Below are 13347 nucleotides of genomic sequence, written 5' to 3'. Positions count from 1 at the left end.
GCGGGCCCATGAGTACACACCTAGCTCGCCCAGTTCTCGCGGAATTCGGGAAACAGCGTCAGGCCTCCGCAGGCGTAGATGGTCTGCCCGGTGATGTAGCTCGCATCATCCGAGGCGAGGAAGGCGAAGACGGCGGCGATCTCTTCCGGCGTCCCGACACGTCCGATCGGAATGTGGCTGGTAACGACGCCGCGCTTTTCGGGATCGCCGGTCCAGGCCTCGTTGATCGGCGTGTCGATCGCGCCGGGCCCGACGGCGTTGACGCGAATGCCCCGCCCAGCGAACTCGAGCGCCAGCGTACGGGTCAGGTTGGCCATGCCGCCCTTGCTGATCGAATAGGCGAGATAGCCGGGTTTCGGAATGATCTGGTGGACGCTCGAGCAGTTGATGATGGTGCCGCCTCCGCCGCGCGCGACGAAATGCGCAAGCGCTTTCTGCGCGCAGAGCACGGCGCCGTTCAGATTGACGTCGATGATGCGGCGATAGGTTTCGACATCGAGCGCCTCGCTCGGCGATTCCTGCTGGAAGCCGGCATTGTTGACGAGACAGTCGAGGCGCTTCCACCGCGCCAGCACCATCTCGAACATCGCAGCGACGTCCTGCTCATTGGCGACATTGGCCTTGATGATGAAATGATCGAGCCTGCCATGGCCGCGGTCGCTCGATGCCGTGCGCGCGAGCGCAAGCGTCTCCTCCGCCCTTTCGGCATGGTCGTAATAGTTGATGGCGACGGCCGCGCCTTCCTGGGCGAGCCGGATGGCAACCGCGCGGCCGATGCCCTGGGAGGCGCCGGTCACCAGCGCATATTGCCCGACGAGGCGCGACGGGAATTGGGTTGAGCGATCGATTTGTGGCATGAGTTTTCTCCGAGACCTCTCATCATCGACGGAACAGGAATTTTGTTCCATCCTCCTGGCGCATCCCTGGGATTCATTCCGCTTGTCGTGTGAGCGGCCCGGTCAGAATTTGATAGAGGATGATGGCACCGAAGGTCGCGGTGCCGATACCGCCCATCGTGAACGCACCGAATTTGAGCGTGAGATCGCCAGCGCCGGCCGTCAGCGCCACGGCGACGGTGATCAGGTTTGCCGGATTTGAGAAGTCGACCTTGTTCTCGACCCAGATCCGGCCCGCCATCGCGGCGATCAATCCGAACAGCACGATCGAGAGGCCGCCGATCACCGGGCCCGGAATCGAGAGGACCAGCGCGCCGAACTTGGGTGAGAAGCCGAGCAGGATCGACACCATGGCCGCAAAGGCAAACAGCAGCGTCGAATAGACCTTCGTCGCCGCCATGACGCCGATGTTCTCGGCATAGGTCGTGACGCCGGTGCCACCGCCGCAGGCAGAGACGATCGTAGCCAGGCTGTCGCCGAGGAGCGCCCGGCCGAGGTAGTCGTCGAGGCTGCGGCCCGTCATCGCGCCGATGGCCTTGATGTGACCGAGGTTCTCCGCGACCAGGATGATCGCGACCGGCGCGATCAGGAAGATCGCATCGGCATGGAAGCTCGGCGCCGTGAAATTCGGCAGACCGATCCACGGCGCGGCCGATAGCTGCGTGAAATCGATCGGCTTGCCGAGGCCGAGGCCGTTTGCGAACAGCCAGTACAGGAGATAACCGCCGATCGCCCCGAGGATGATCGGCAGGCGGCGCCAGAGCCCCGGCGCCGCCACCGCGATCACGCCGATGATCAGCACGGTCACAAGCCCGATCCAGGTGTCGAAGGCGCTGGCGCTCACCGCCTTGACGGCAACGGGCGCGAGGTTGAGGCCGATCGCGGCAACAACGGCGCCGGTCACGACCGGCGGCATCAGCCGCTCGACCCAACCGACGCCCGACCACATCACGATCAGCGCGATCACGCCGTACAGCACGCCGGCCCCGATGATGCCGCCGAGCGCAACGGACAGATTCGGATTGGGCCCATGCCCGGTATAGCCAGTGGCGGCGATGACGACCGCGATGAAGGCGAAGCTCGAGCCGAGATAGCTCGGCACGCGTCCCGCAACGACCGCGAAGAAGATCAGCGTGCCGATGCCGGAGAACAGGAGTGCAACATTGGGATCGAACCCCATCAGCAGCGGCGCGATGATCGTTCCGCCCGACATCGCAACGCCGTGCTGGAGGCCGGAGACGATCGTCTGGCCCCAAGGCAGCCGCTCCTCTGGCATGATCACGCCGGAGGTCTTCAGTTTCCAACGTGGAAAATAGCCTTGCTCCTCCGAAGCCGTTGCAGTCGACATGTTTCCCCCCAACTGCGGTGCAGCGATCAATCTTCGTGCGAACCGACAAAAATGTGATTGTCGCTTCTGCGGCGGCCATCACATGGTGTAAATCATGCAAGATCAATGCGTTCCGGGGCAGACAATATGACACAAGTTGCGATCCAGCCAGCCGTCCATCGCCGTCATCAGCCCTGGTACCGCGTCCTCTATGTCCAGGTCCTGATCGCAATCGTGCTCGGCGTGCTGATCGGCTACTTCTATCCCGATCTCGGCAAGGCATTGAAGCCGCTCGGCGATGGCTTCATCGCGCTGATCAAGATGATGATCGCGCCGGTGATCTTCTGCACCGTGGTGCACGGCATCTCCTCGATGGGTGATCTCAAGCGCGTCGGCCGGGTCGGGTTGAAGGCGCTGATCTATTTCGAGACCGTCTCCACCGTCGCGCTCGCGGTCGGCCTGCTCGTCGGCGAGGTGCTGCAGCCCGGGCATGGCTTCAACATCGACCCCGCCACGATCGATCCGAAGTCGGTCGCGACCTACGTGACCAAGGCCAAGGAAGAGGGCATCGTCGCCCATCTGATGGCGATCATTCCCGACAGCTATTTCGGCGCGGTCGCGCGCGGCGACCTGCTCCAGGTGCTGCTGATCTCGATCCTCTCGGGCTTCGCCATCGCCTTCCTCGGCAAGGCCGGCGAGCCGATCGCGGAGGCGGTCGACAAGGCCGCAAAAATGTTCTTCGGCATCATCCGCATCATCGTGCGCGTGGCCCCGATCGGTGCCTTCGGCGCGATGGCGTTCACCGTCGGTGCCTACGGCCTCGGCTCGCTGCTCAACCTCGCCGCGCTGATCGGCACGTTCTATCTGACCAGCATCCTGTTCGTGCTGATCGTGCTCGGCGCGATCGCGCGGCTTGCCGGCTTCTCGATCCTGCGCTTCATCGCCTACATCAAGGACGAGCTCCTGATCGTGCTCGGCACCTCGTCCTCGGAGACGGTGCTGCCGCAGATGATCCAGAAGATGGAGCATCTCGGCGCATCGCGATCGGTGGTCGGCCTCGTCATTCCGACCGGCTACAGCTTCAACCTCGACGGCACCAACATCTACATGACGCTGGCGACGCTGTTCCTGGCGCAGGCCACCAACACCCATCTGACGATCTGGCAGGAGCTCGGCATTCTCGGCATCGCCATGATCACCTCGAAGGGCGCCTCAGGCGTGACCGGCGCCGGCTTCATCACGCTCGCCGCCACGCTCTCGATCGTGCCGGACATCCCGATCCAGTCGATCGCGATCCTGGTCGGCATCGACAAGTTCATGAGCGAGTGCCGCGCGCTGACCAATCTGATCGGCAACGGCGTCGCCTGCGTCGTCATCAGCATCTCCGAGGGCGAGCTCGACCGCGACGCCCTGCACGAGACCATGGCCCATCCGCTGGAGATGGGCGAGGCGTTGGAACCGGGCGGCAGCGCGTGAGACGCAAGCCGGCGATACGTGCAGCATGGTTCCGTTGCGGTAGTTTCCCGGAATGGAAAATTGGTGAGACGCGCGTCAAAACAGACGCATTGTGATCACCTCTTGATACTAAGATTTTCCGCCCGACGCGCTGGGGGCAGGGCGTCGGGCTTTTGAGGATCATCATTACGAACGACGCGTTGCGCGTCAGACCAGGACCTTGGGCTTCAAGAGGTCGCCGAGCCCGACCCGATGCAACATCTCGGCGCGAACGCGGTCGAGCACGGTGAAGCCGACATCGGCACCGTCCTCCGTGGGATCGATGTGAATGCGAAACGGCCGCTTTCCGAACGGCATTCCGACGACGTTCACCACCGCCTCCGCCACGAGACCTGCGTCCGCATCCGGCGGCACGATCGCCGCGAACGCCTTCTGCACCTGTTCGCCAAATCCATGATAGGGCCCCGCTTCGTATTCCGCGGCGCGCGCGGCGTCGGCCGGACGGCCCGAATGGGCAAAATGATTGGTGCCTGACGTGAACGCGCCGGGCACGATGATCGAGGTCTCGATGCCCCAGCGCGACAGCTCGCGGGCGTATTGGACCGCGATCGCATCCATCGCCGCCTTCGCCGCGAAATAAGGCGCGAGGTAAGGCGGCGTGCCACCGGCGGAGCTGGAAGAGGAAATCCAGACCAGGAGGCCCCGCTTCTGGCGGCGCATATGCGGCAGGACGGCGCGATTGGCACGCTGCGTGCTCAGCACGTTGACGTCATAGAGCTCGGCATATTGCTCCGGCGTGAAGGCCTCCGCCGGGCCGAACACCATGTGGCCGGCATTGTGGATCAGCACATCGATCCGCCCCGCTTCCGCAATCATTTGTGCGACCGCGGCGTCGACCGAGTCCTGCGACTGTACGTCGAGCTCGAGCGCGCGCAGGTCGGCATGGTTCTCGCGCGAGAATGCCGCCATCTGCTCCACGACGGGCGCGTTGCGGGACTTCGTCTGGCGCATCGAGCCGTAGACGACGTGTCCCGCTTTGGCTAGCGCTTCCGCTGTGAGGCGGCCGAAGCCGCTGGAGGCGCCGGTAATCAGAACAACCTTGCTCATGGGATATCTCCATCAATCTCGTCGCTGATGTCGGGTCTGGGAGGCGGAATCAGATGATCCCGCCATTGGCGCGCAGCACCTGGCCGTTGATCCAGCCGCCGTCGGGGCCCGCGAGAAACGCAACCGCAGCAGCGACGTCCGCGGGCTGACCGAGCCGCTCAAGCGGTGCGAGCCTGGTGAGGTGATCGATCACCTCCTTCGGCTTGCCGTCGAGGAACAGCTTTGTTGCGGTCGGGCCCGGCGCTACGGCGTTGACGGTGATGTTGCGGCCGCGCAGCTCCTTCGCCAGCACATGCGTCATCGCCTCGACCGCGGCCTTGGTGGCGGCATAGATGCCGTAGGTCGGATGCAGGAGGCCGGCCTGGCTCGAGGACAGGTTGACGATGCGGCCGCCGTTGCGCAATCGGCGCGCCGCCTCGCGCAGCGTGTTGAAGGTGCCCTTCAGGTTGATGGCGATCTGGCTGTCGAACGTGGCGTCGTCGGTGTCGGCAACCGACGTAAGGCGCATGATGCCGGCATTGTTGACGAGCACGTCGACACCTCCGAACGCGGCGTCCGCCATGTCGAACATGCGCGCCACCGCAGCCGCGTCGCTGACGTCGGCCTGCGCAGTGACCGCCCGGCCGCCGCCCTGCTCGATCTTCCCGGCCAGCGCCTCCGCTTCAGTCGCCCCGCCCGCATAGTTGATGATGACCGTAAAACCGTCGCTGGCGAGCCGTTCGGCGATTGCCGCGCCGATGCCGCGCGAGCTACCGGTGACAACAGCGACTTTTCCGTTTGCGTTGGACATTTGCCTTTCTCCGTATTTCCGAGCCGCGCCCTGCGGCTGACACGGATGGATTTGCCCTTTGCACGGCCGAAGATAATCTGCCATAAACCGGCATCATTGTTCTAAATGAACGAACAATAGTCATGGACCGCCTGGACGCGATGCGGCTGTTCACCCGCGTGGTCGAGCGCCGCAGTTTCACCCAAGCCGCGAACGACATCGGCCTGCCGCGCTCGAGCGCAACGCAGGTGATCCACCAGCTCGAACGCCGGCTCGGCGTGCGGCTGCTTCAGCGCACGACGCGCGTGGTTCGCCCGACACTGGATGGCGAAGCCTATTACCGCCGCTGCCTTGCCATTCTTCAGGACGTGGAAGACGCCGAAGGCGCATTTGCGGGAACGAAGCCGAAGGGCATGCTGCGCATCGAGGTGCAGGGCACGCTGGCGCGGCACTTTTTGATGCCGAACCTGCCGAAGTTCTTTACGGAGTACCCTGAAGTCGAGATATCGATGAGCGAGAGCGATCGCTGGGTCGATCTCGTTCACGAGGGCGTCGATTGCGCGCTGCGCTGGGGCGAGCTTGCCGACAGCGGCCTGGTCGCGCGCAGGCTCGCGGTGCTCAAGCGCATCACCTGCGCGGCGCCGTCGTATCTCAAGCGCTTCGGTCGGCCGAAATCGTTCGCCGACCTTGCGCGCCATCAGGTCGTCGGCCTGCGCCGGTTCACCAGCGGCGAACTCGAGCCGTTGCGGTTCGTCGTCGACGGCAAGCTGCAGGATCTGTCGCTTCCCGCGCCGTTCTCGGTCACGGGGCCCGAGAGCTATATCGCGGCGACAAGGCTTGGGCTCGGGATCGCGCAGATGCCGCGCTTTCACATCGCGGACGATCTCGCACGCGGGAGCCTGGTCGCCCTGCTTCCAGACAGTCCACCACCGTCGGCGCCGGTCTCGCTGATGTACGCCCAGAACCGCCAGCTCACCCCGCGCGTGCGCGCCTTCAGCGACTGGCTGGCGCAGGAGTTTCGCAAGGCCGGCTCATGACGTCCGCGCCGTACCGGTCGCGGGCTCTCCGCGGGCGAGAGCCGCAAGGTGATTGACGAGATCGAGTCGGCGCGCGACCCCTATCGCCTGCAAGAACGTCTCATCGTGACTGACGACGAGCAGCGCGCCGTCATAGGCCCTCAATCCTGCTTCGACGGCTTCGATGGACTCGATGTCCAAATGATTGGTCGGCTCGTCCAGGATCAGCAGGGACGGCGGCGTCGGCCCGCCCAACACACAAGCGAGGCCAGCACGAAACAGCTGCCCACCGCTCAGGCTCCCGGCGATCTGCAAGGCCGCATCGGCGCGAAACATGAACCGAGCCAGGGCGGCATGGCAGGCATTCAAGTCCGCCTTCGGATTGAGCCGTTTGAAATTCTCCAGGATAGAGATCGAAGGATCGAGCAGACTGACCTTCTGGTCGAACAGCGCGAAGTCCGGCCCGACCCGCAGGCTACCCGAAAGAGGACGTAGCTCGCCTGCGATGAGTTTCAGCAGCGTCGTCTTGCCGGAGCCGTTGGGCCCGACCAGCGCGACACGTTCCGGCCCGACGATGGTGAACGATAGATCGCGCAAGACCGGCCGTTCCGGCTGATAGCCGGCACTGACCCGGTCGAGCCAAAGCACTTCCCTGCCCGCCGGCAGATGAGTCACGGGCAATTTGACGGACAGCGGCTGAAGGATCTCGATGCGCCGGCTCGCCGTGTCGACGACGTCGAGCGCTTCCGCGCGCCGCCGCTCGGCCATCTGCGCGTGCTTTCCGCCGGTGTCCTCGCTGCGATCCTTGCGCGCGCCGGCCAGGATGCGCGGCATGTCGCCCTTGGCGCGCTTCTTCCTGCCGCCACTGTCCTTGCGCGCCTTCCGCTCCGCGGCCTCCTGCGCCCGTCGGTCGACCTCGGACAGATGCTTCTCCGCATGTGCCAGGTCGCGCCTGACAGCAGCGAGTTCGACGGCCTTCTGGTCCCGGTAGCTGCTCCAGTTGCCACCGTATCGCGTTGCGCCGAGCGACGTCAGCTCGACGATGGCGTCCATGGTCTCGAGCAGGCTCCGGTCGTGGCTGACGACGATAGCGCCACCGCGCCAGGCCGCCAGGAGATCGATGACGGCGTCGCGCCCGTCCCGATCGAGATTGTTAGTGGGTTCGTCCAGAAGCAGGAAATCCGGTTCTGCGAAGATCAGCGCGGCAAGACGAAGCCTCGTCACCTGCCCGCCCGACAAGCGGTCCAGCTCGATGTCGGGAGCGAGATCGAACCCGACGCGGGCAAGGGCGGATGCAAGCCGCGCTTCAAGGGTCCAGTCGACCTCGGCGATTTCGTCGGCGGAAGCATCGCCGCGCTCTGCACGGCGAAGCAGCTCCAGCGCCTGCCGTGCGCCGAACAGGTCGATCACCGTCGCGCCCACTGGGAGTTGAACCTCCTGGCGCAGCAGGCCGATGGTTCCGTTGATCAGGACGCGACCGGACTGCGGAAGATGTTCACCCGAGATCGATGCAAGCAGCGTCGTCTTTCCGACGCCGTTGCGGCCAACGAGGCCGGTTCGCTCGGCCGCGAATGTCAGGTCAATGTCGGAGAAAAGAGTACGGCCGTCAGGCGTGGACAGCGACAGGCGTGACAGGATGATCGAAGCAGGCATGGTATTCCCCGTGAGCAAGGCAGGTCAGCTTTGCGGTCGGGGTAAAATCCATGGCTGCGAATTCCTGATTGAGACCCCGCTCATAGTCCGGCCGAGGGGCGAGATCAAGGCGCATTCTGAACGACGCCATCAACGCCTCACGAACCTGTTGTTGGACGCCTCGAAGGGGACGCGGTAAAGGCCGAAAAAATCATCGTGTCTCATTGAAGAGGCCATCTCGTGCGCGGCCGGCCGAACAACGCCCTCGCCCAACTGCTTCAGCAAGCCTTCATGGCGTTGCAGGCAAAGCAGTTCGACATCGCAAGGCAGCTTGCAACCAAAGCTCTGAAATCAAATCGCACGGACCGGAACGGGTTGATGATTTTGGCTCACGCCCTGCTCGGCCAGAATCGCGCGGACGACGCGATCGCGCCGCTCGAGAGGGCTGCGCGTCGCGGCAACGATCCGGAAATCGAGACGCTGCTTGGCCACGCGCTGTGCCGAGCCCAACGCGTGGCCGACGGGATCGGACAATTACGTCGGACCGCTGCGCGCCGCCCGCCCTACCTGCCCGCATTCCAGGAGCTCGCGGGCCAGCTTGCAAAGGCCGGACAGCTCGACGAGGCGATCAAGGCCATCGAGGATGCCCTTGCCTTGTCCCCCTCAAGCGTCGATTTGAAACTCGATCTTGGTCGCCTGTCCCTTCAGAACAACGATCGCGCGAAAGCGCGCGCCGTCCTGACGGCCGCGCGCGACGCAGCACCCGGACGACCCGACGTTCTGGCAGAGCTTGCGAGGGCCACACTGCTCGACGGTGACTACGCGGAAGCCGCCGAGATCTACCGTCACGTGCTTGCGCAGCGTCCGGACGATATCCTGTCCCGTGCCAATCGCGCGATCTGCCTGATGGAGATAGGCAAGCGCGATTGCGGCGAGGCCGCGCTGCGCAACGTGCTTCGCGGGCGGCCTCACATGCTGGGCCGCGCAGCCTTTGCGCTTGCCAGCACCCCGCATGGGCGTTTCTTCTTCCGCCCGACTGCCGCGGCAAGATTCTTCGAGCGCGAACCGACTTGAGCGCGGCTAGGCCCTGAACTTCCGCCGGTACAAGCCGGGCTCACGTCTCAACTCGGCGCGCAACGCCTGAACCTGCTGGGTGTCTTCCGTCGTGAAAGACGAGGTTTGCGTGGTCCAGTCCTCCCGCTTCACCGGAATGCACTGCACGATCGGCGTGCCCCTGGCCAGGACGCCGCGGAAGTTCGTGTCGTGCCAATGCGCCGGAAAGTGGATCCATGCATCCTTGTAGCGATCGCAATCGACGAGGCCGCTGAGCGTGGTGAACGGAAGATCGAAGCGATTGACCGGATGCGTGAAGAACAGCGCGTAGCCGTCCGGCGCTTCGATGGTCCAGAGATTGTGGAACTTGATGACGAAGCGATCCGCTTCGAACAGGGGCGTTCCGGTCACCTGACCGGGATCATGGAAGCTGATCGGCGAGCGCGGAAATTCGGTTTCTCCGCCCGGCGGAATGTCGTTGTCCCAGATGATCTCGCCGTCCTCGACCCGAAGGTCGCAGATCAGCGGAATCAGAAACCCGCACGTCATCGCATCGACGAAGGGCGGGCAGCGCTTGATGGTCTGTTCGTCCTGCTGGTTGAGGGCACTGAAGGCCGTGGTCGGCATTGCCTTGAGCCAGTCGGGAACACCTTGGCTCGCCGGCACAGGCGGTGGCAACAGGCCTTCGAGTTCTTTGGGACAGCGAAATCGGAGCGTGAGTTTGTTGTTATTGTTTTGCAAGGACATTGGGCATTCCAGCCATATCCTTTGCCGATAAACGGAATCGGTCGTGAGTTGAAATCACAGCCGCGTGTTCCGCAGATTACAACTTCTTCATGTTTCGATCGGCTGTTCTCCACCGCGCCGGTACCGGCGCGGCGGCGAGATGAAAGAGACCATCAGCCCTTGAGCGCGGTCACCACCACCTCGATCAAAGCGCCGCCGCCGAGATCGGCAACACCGACTGTGGCGCGGGTCGGCAGATTTTCGCCGAAGAATTCGGTCCAGGCCGCGTCCATTTCCTTCTTCTTGGAAAGATCGGTGACGAAGATTGACGCGCTGACGACGCGCGAGGCGTCGGTGCCGGCCTCCTTCAGATAGCCGGCGATCTTGCCGAGAATATTGCGGGTCTGCTCGCCCATCGAGACGCTGGTGTCGTCGGCGATGGCGCCGCCGACGAAGACGAAGCCGTTGGCTTCGACTGCGCGGTGCATGATGGGCGTACGGATGCTGCGGGTGATGCTCATGATGTCCTCTTCTTAGAGCGCGGAAGGATGGAAGCGGTCGATGCCGAGATCGCTGACGCGGGTCTGGGTGCCGCCGTTCACGATCAGCTCTGCCATCACGGCGCCGGCGCCGGGCCCGAGCTGGAAACCGTGCAGCGAGAAGCCGAACTGGTGATAGAGGCCCTTGTGGCGGGCGCTCGGCCCGAACACGGGCAGATCGTCCTTCATCTTGGCCTCGATGCCGGCCCAGGCCCGCACGATCGTCGCGCTCCGCATCACCGGAAACAGTTCGAACACGGTGCGCGCGCTGATCGCGAGGCTCTTCCAGTCCAGCACGGTCTCGTTGCGGTCCTGGTATGGCGTTGCCAGATGGCCGCCGCCGATCAGCACGGTGCCGTTCTTGAATTGCTTGAAGGAGAGCTTGCGGCCGCGCAGGATCACGACGGGATCGATGAAATGCGGCACGCGCGAGGTGATCATCAGCATCGGCGCCACGGTCTCGACCGGGACCGGCTCGCCGAGCGCCGCGGCGATTTTCCCCGCCCAGGCGCCGGCGGCGTTGACGAGTACCGGCGCAGCGTAGCTCTCAGTGCCAACATCGACGTGCCACAGCCCGCCGTTCTGCCGGACGTTGGTGGCGGCGACGCCCTCCAGAACGGTCGCGCCGAGCTGCTCCGCCTTGCGCCGGAATGCCGTCGTCGTCTGCGCCGGATTGGCCGCACCGTCGCGGCGCGACACCACGCCGCCGGGACAGGTGTCCGCCACGGCAGGCACGAGCCGGCGCAACTCGGCCGCGTCGATCAGCTCCTCATGCGTGAAGCCGAGCCCATTCAGCTCGGCGACGCGCGCGCGGTAGCTCGCGAGCTCGTCCTCGTTCTCCGCGACCAGGACCTGGCCGTGGCTCTCGAAGCTGCAATCGTCGTCGACGAGCTCGGTGATCTTTTCCCAGATCCCCATCGAGCGGATCGACAGCGGAATCTCGGGAATGTGCCGCGCGAGCTGGCGGACGCCGCCGGCATTGACGCCCGAGGCATGCCGGCCGGCATAGTCCTTCTCGATCAGCACCGGCTTCACGCCGGCGAGGCACAGATGCAGCGCGGTCGAGCATCCGTGGATGCCGCCGCCGACGACGATCGCATCCACCCTTTTTGTCATCCGCGCACCACCGCCTTGACGTCGTCCTCGCTCTTCGGAACGGCGGCAAGCTCGGCGAGCGTGATCGGCTTGACCGGCGCGCGCAGCCGGTAATAACCGATCTCCTGCGGGCTCTTAGCCCGAGCCTGCGCCATCAGCTCGGTGACAGTGAGGCCGCAGAGCCGGCCCTGGCACGGCCCCATGCCGGTGCGGCGATAGGCCTTGAGCTGGTTCGGCCCGGTCGCGCCGATCGCGACCGCGTCGAGAATGTCCTTCGCCGTTACCTCTTCGCAGCGGCAGACGATGGTGTCGCCTGCGGGAATGCGGAACTGCTTCGCAGGTCGAAACAGCGTGTCGAGAAAGGCGCGGCCACGCTCCGCCTTGGCGAGATCGGTGCGCAGCGTCGCCATCGGCGCAAGCTTGGCGGCAGCCGCGGGCGCCAGCGCTTCCACCGCTGCGCGCGCCGCGATGCGGCCGCGCACCACGGCGGCTGTCGCGCCGCCGATGCCGGCGCCATCGCCGGCGATGGCGATGCCGGCGACCGACGAGGTGCCGCTCGCATCGAGCACCGGTGACCAGCACAGTTGCAGCTCGTCCCAGCGATGCTCGACGCCAGCCGCCATCGCGAGATTGACGTTGGGCACGACGCCCTGGTGCAGGAGCAGCAGGTCCGCAGGGATGGTTTCGCGCTTGCCGCCGGCGACATAGCTCACGCTGGCGAGCTGGCCGTCACCGGCTGCGGCAAGCTCGGTGACGCCGGATATGACCTGAACTTTCGCCCGCACCTCGCGCATCATCGACAGGCCTTTGGCGAAATAGGGCGAGGTCAGGAAGGCCAAGGCATGAGGCAGCGCGGCGAAGTAATTGCCCCGCTCGGTGGTGTCGAGGATGTGGTCGATGCGGCCGCCGAGGCGCAGGATCTGCGCGGCCAGCAGCCAGAGCAGCGGCCCCTGCCCTGCGATCACCGTACGCCCGTCCGGCACCAGGCCCGACGATTTCAGCATGGTCTGCGCGGCGCCTGCGGTCATCACGCCCGGCAACGTCCAGCCGGGAATCGGAAACGGCCGCTCCAGCGCGCCGGTCGCAAGGATGACGCGACGCGCCCTAGCGAACGCCGAGGCGCTGCCGATGGAGACGCCGATCTCGAGGTTGCGGTCGAGGCTCCAGACCGTGGCACGCTGGATAACTTCCGCGCTGCTCGCGCGCAGCGCCTGCACGAGGTCGGCGCCCATCCAATAGTCGGCGCCGAGCTGAGCGCGCTCGGTCACGGGTGTCGAAGCGATGGCGCGAAACACCTGGCCGCCGGGGCCGATGTTCTCGTCGAGCAGCAGCGTCGACAGGCCGGCCTCGGCTGATGTCGCAGCGGCGGCAAGCCCGGCGGGGCCGGCCCCGATCACCACGACGTCGTAGGCTTCGCGCTTGGGAGCCATGGTCATTTTCCGATCTCCCGCTTGCCCTTCTGGATCTCGATCTGCATGCCCTCGGCCACGGGCACGAGGCAGCCCTGGCGGTTGCCAACGCCGTCGATGGTGACGAGGCAGTCGAAGCACACGCCCATCATGCAATAGGGCAGACGCGGCGCGCCGCTCACCGCGGTCGAGCGGCGCACATCGCGGCCGGAGGCCAGCAGCGCGGCGGAGACGGTGTCGCCCTGCCGCGCCGCAACGGCAACGCCGTCAACGAAGATCTCGACTTGCGGTCGCTTGTCCAATTCGGATCGTTTGAACATGGG

General features: G+C 65.1%; 13 protein-coding genes. 3 read left to right on the top strand and 10 right to left on the bottom strand.

The genetic code is table 11. From position 1 onward, the window contains the following. Positions 1-20: 20 nt before the first annotated feature. A complete protein-coding gene (locus AYJ54_RS19480) occupies positions 21-857 on the bottom strand; it encodes an SDR family oxidoreductase (RefSeq protein WP_063701196.1) in 837 nt (278 codons plus the stop codon). Between the two features lie 73 nt (positions 858-930). Further along, the gene (locus AYJ54_RS19475) at positions 931-2244 is read right to left on the bottom strand and encodes a solute carrier family 23 protein (protein WP_063701194.1); all 1314 of its coding nucleotides are present in this window, start codon (positions 2242-2244) and stop codon (positions 931-933) included. A 126-nt stretch (positions 2245-2370) separates the two neighbouring features. On the opposite strand from AYJ54_RS19475, the gene AYJ54_RS19470 reads away from it, so the two are divergent. Further along, positions 2371-3699: a dicarboxylate/amino acid:cation symporter gene (locus AYJ54_RS19470; protein ID WP_063701193.1), complete on the top strand. Its 1329-nt coding sequence runs from the start codon at positions 2371-2373 to the stop codon at positions 3697-3699. 186 nt (positions 3700-3885) lie between these two features. On the opposite strand, the gene AYJ54_RS19465 is transcribed toward AYJ54_RS19470, so the two are convergent. Continuing rightward, on the bottom strand, positions 3886-4785 hold the full coding sequence (locus AYJ54_RS19465; protein ID WP_063701191.1) for an SDR family oxidoreductase: 900 nt from the start codon (positions 4783-4785) through the stop codon (positions 3886-3888). A 49-nt stretch (positions 4786-4834) separates the two neighbouring features. After that, positions 4835-5575 (bottom strand): SDR family oxidoreductase, encoded by a 741-nt coding sequence (locus AYJ54_RS19460; RefSeq protein WP_063701189.1) that lies wholly within the window; start codon positions 5573-5575, stop codon positions 4835-4837. Between the two features lie 122 nt (positions 5576-5697). On the opposite strand from AYJ54_RS19460, the gene AYJ54_RS19455 reads away from it, so the two are divergent. Then, complete coding sequence (locus AYJ54_RS19455) at positions 5698-6591, top strand: LysR family transcriptional regulator (RefSeq protein WP_063701188.1); 894 nt, start codon at positions 5698-5700, stop codon at positions 6589-6591. Here AYJ54_RS19455 and AYJ54_RS19450 read toward each other — a convergent pair. Next, positions 6586-8223 carry an ABC-F family ATP-binding cassette domain-containing protein gene (locus tag AYJ54_RS19450; protein WP_063701186.1) on the bottom strand — a complete coding sequence of 546 codons (1638 nt, stop codon included), beginning with the start codon at positions 8221-8223 and terminating at the stop codon, positions 6586-6588. The two genes, AYJ54_RS19455 and AYJ54_RS19450, sit on opposite strands and share 6 nt — an antisense overlap. Positions 8224-8493: 270 nt before the next feature. On the opposite strand from AYJ54_RS19450, the gene AYJ54_RS19440 reads away from it, so the two are divergent. Then, entirely contained in the window at positions 8494-9276 is a 783-nt protein-coding gene (locus AYJ54_RS19440) for a tetratricopeptide repeat protein (RefSeq protein ID WP_063701461.1), read from the top strand. 6 nt (positions 9277-9282) lie between these two features. Here AYJ54_RS19440 and AYJ54_RS19435 read toward each other — a convergent pair whose 3' ends face one another. The 5 genes from AYJ54_RS19435 to AYJ54_RS19415 form a co-directional block, all read right to left on the bottom strand. After that, positions 9283-10002 (bottom strand): hypothetical protein, encoded by a 720-nt coding sequence (locus AYJ54_RS19435; protein WP_063701182.1) that lies wholly within the window; start codon positions 10000-10002, stop codon positions 9283-9285. 152 nt (positions 10003-10154) lie between these two features. Further along, positions 10155-10502: a RidA family protein gene (locus AYJ54_RS19430; protein ID WP_063701180.1), complete on the bottom strand. Its 348-nt coding sequence runs from the start codon at positions 10500-10502 to the stop codon at positions 10155-10157. A gap of 12 nt (positions 10503-10514) precedes the next feature. Beyond that, positions 10515-11636 (bottom strand): NAD(P)/FAD-dependent oxidoreductase, encoded by a 1122-nt coding sequence (locus AYJ54_RS19425; protein ID WP_063701178.1) that lies wholly within the window; start codon positions 11634-11636, stop codon positions 10515-10517. After that, a complete protein-coding gene (locus AYJ54_RS19420; RefSeq protein ID WP_063701176.1) occupies positions 11633-13051 on the bottom strand; it encodes an FAD/NAD(P)-dependent oxidoreductase in 1419 nt (472 codons plus the stop codon). The genes AYJ54_RS19425 and AYJ54_RS19420 overlap by 4 nt, the downstream gene beginning before the upstream one ends. Further along, a complete protein-coding gene (locus AYJ54_RS19415; protein ID WP_063701174.1) occupies positions 13048-13344 on the bottom strand; it encodes a (2Fe-2S)-binding protein in 297 nt (98 codons plus the stop codon). Before AYJ54_RS19415 ends, AYJ54_RS19420 begins: the two co-directional genes overlap by 4 nt. Positions 13345-13347 lie beyond the last annotated feature (3 nt).

It is taken from the genome of Bradyrhizobium centrolobii, assembly GCF_001641635.1.
GTDB lineage: Bacteria > Pseudomonadota > Alphaproteobacteria > Rhizobiales > Xanthobacteraceae > Bradyrhizobium > Bradyrhizobium centrolobii.
This window is presented reverse-complemented; position numbering and strand designations above follow the sequence as displayed.